The organism is Variovorax sp. 01T439_2 (genome assembly GCF_056398445.1).
In genome coordinates, this window is the sequence record NZ_JBFTPJ010001123.1 from 1 (window position 1) to 1,687 (window position 1,687).

The 1,687-nt window shown below is 66.5% G+C and carries 2 protein-coding genes; one reads left to right on the forward strand and one right to left on the reverse strand.

What is annotated here, in order from left to right:
• The first annotated feature begins 31 nt into the window (after positions 1-31).
• Positions 32-664 (forward strand): DUF4337 domain-containing protein, encoded by a 633-nt coding sequence (locus tag AC1DOC_RS32635; protein ID WP_015865674.1) that lies wholly within the window; start codon positions 32-34, stop codon positions 662-664.
• Positions 665-736: 72 nt separating this feature from the next.
• Here the strand turns inward: AC1DOC_RS32635 and AC1DOC_RS32640 are convergent, their stop codons facing one another.
• Positions 737-1,636 (reverse strand): LysR family transcriptional regulator, encoded by a 900-nt coding sequence (locus AC1DOC_RS32640; RefSeq protein WP_015865675.1) that lies wholly within the window; start codon positions 1,634-1,636, stop codon positions 737-739.
• Positions 1,637-1,687 lie beyond the last annotated feature (51 nt).

Consider the following 1,687-nt stretch of genomic DNA (forward strand, 5'->3'; position numbering starts at 1 on the left):
CTCCGAGAAACCATATTCCAGCAAGGATCCCATGTCAGGACACGGCTTTCACGTGCACGGCCCGCACGACCACGAACTTGAACACGCGGCATCCGGCAGCGGCCATGGCGACAGTCATGGCCATGCGGACGGCGGAGCAGCCTCGCCTTCCGGTGGCATGAGCATGACGAGCAAGATCGCGGTGTGCACCGCCGTGATCGCCACCGTCGGTGCGATCTTCTCGTACATGGGCGGGGCCACGCAAGCCAACGCCGGCCTCTACAAGAACAACGCCGCGATCAAGAAGACCGAGGCGTCGAACCAGTGGAATTACTTCCAGTCGAAAAGCACCAAGCAGGCGCTCGCCGAGTTCGCGCGCGACACCGCGGCCGACGACGCTCGCAGGCAGGATTGGCAGCTCAAGGTGGCGCGCTACGACCAGGAGAAGACCGACATCCAGGCCGCCGCGAAGAAGCTGGAAGCCGAGGCGAGCCAATGGGACGCCCAGTCGGAAGAGCAAATGCACCAGCACCATCGCTGGGCCCAGGCGACGACCGTGCTGCAGGTGTCGATCGCGCTGGCCGCCATTGCCTTGCTGACGAAGAAGAAATGGCTGGAGCGCGCGATGTTCGGCGTGGCGGCCGGGGGGCTTGTGGTGGGAGTGCTGGCTGCGTTTCACATCTAGCAGCCAGGCCGGCGCGAGCCGGAAGCGAGGCATGCAGCTGCCGCCCCGGCTTCCTCCCGGCACTCCGCTTCGCTACGCAGCTTGCCGCAGAGAGGCGCGCGCGCAGGCCAGGAAGGGTTCGATGAGCGGACTCTGCCAATCGCTGCGCCAGCAGGCAGCGATGTCCATCCTTGCATCGACGTTCCGCAAGGGGCGGAACACCACGCCCGGAGGCCGGCCGATCCGGGCGCAGGCGGGCAGGATGGCCACGCCCCTGCCTGCGAGGACGAGCGCCAACGCCGACACCATGGTCTCGACCCGCTGCGCGATCGGCATGCTGACATCGTGCCGCCGAAGCATCGAGGCAATGAGCGATTTGTCGACGTCGCCATCGGGCACGGGCAGCCCGATGAGGGGCATGCCTGACAGCCGCTCCATCGGAATGCTGGACATGCGGGCCAGCGGCGAATCCGCGCGCACGGCCAGCATCAGCGGCTGGGTTCCGATGCGTTCGGCCGCAATGCCCGCGTGGGCGATGGGCGGGATGCAGATCGCCACCGACACCTGCGAATCAGTGAGGGCCGAGACGTTGTTGGCAGCGTTCAGCTCCACGTACTGGATCTCCACGTCCGGCAGCTTCGCCCGAAGCGTGTTTTCCAGGCGAGGAAGCACCAGGTAGGACAGCACGACCATGGTGCCGACGGTGAGCCGGCCCCTGCTGCCCGAGCCGATCGCCCGTGCCGCGTCGAAGCCTTCGTTGGCAAGCAGCAGCGCCTCCTTGGCACGCTGGAAGAGCGCATGGCCGGCGTCGGTGATCTCCATGCCGCGCGCCGCCCTGCGGAACAGCGGCGTGCCCACCGCCGCCTCCAGGTTCTTGATGTGGACCGACAGCGGCGGCTGGGCCATGTTGAGCCGACGTGCCGCCTTGCCCACGCTGCGTTCCTCGGCCACGGCCACGAAGTAGCGGAGCGTTCTGAAGTCCGGTGCTGCCATACGCTGGTCGTATGCCTTTTCAAGAAAACAGTATTGGACTCGATGTTGCCG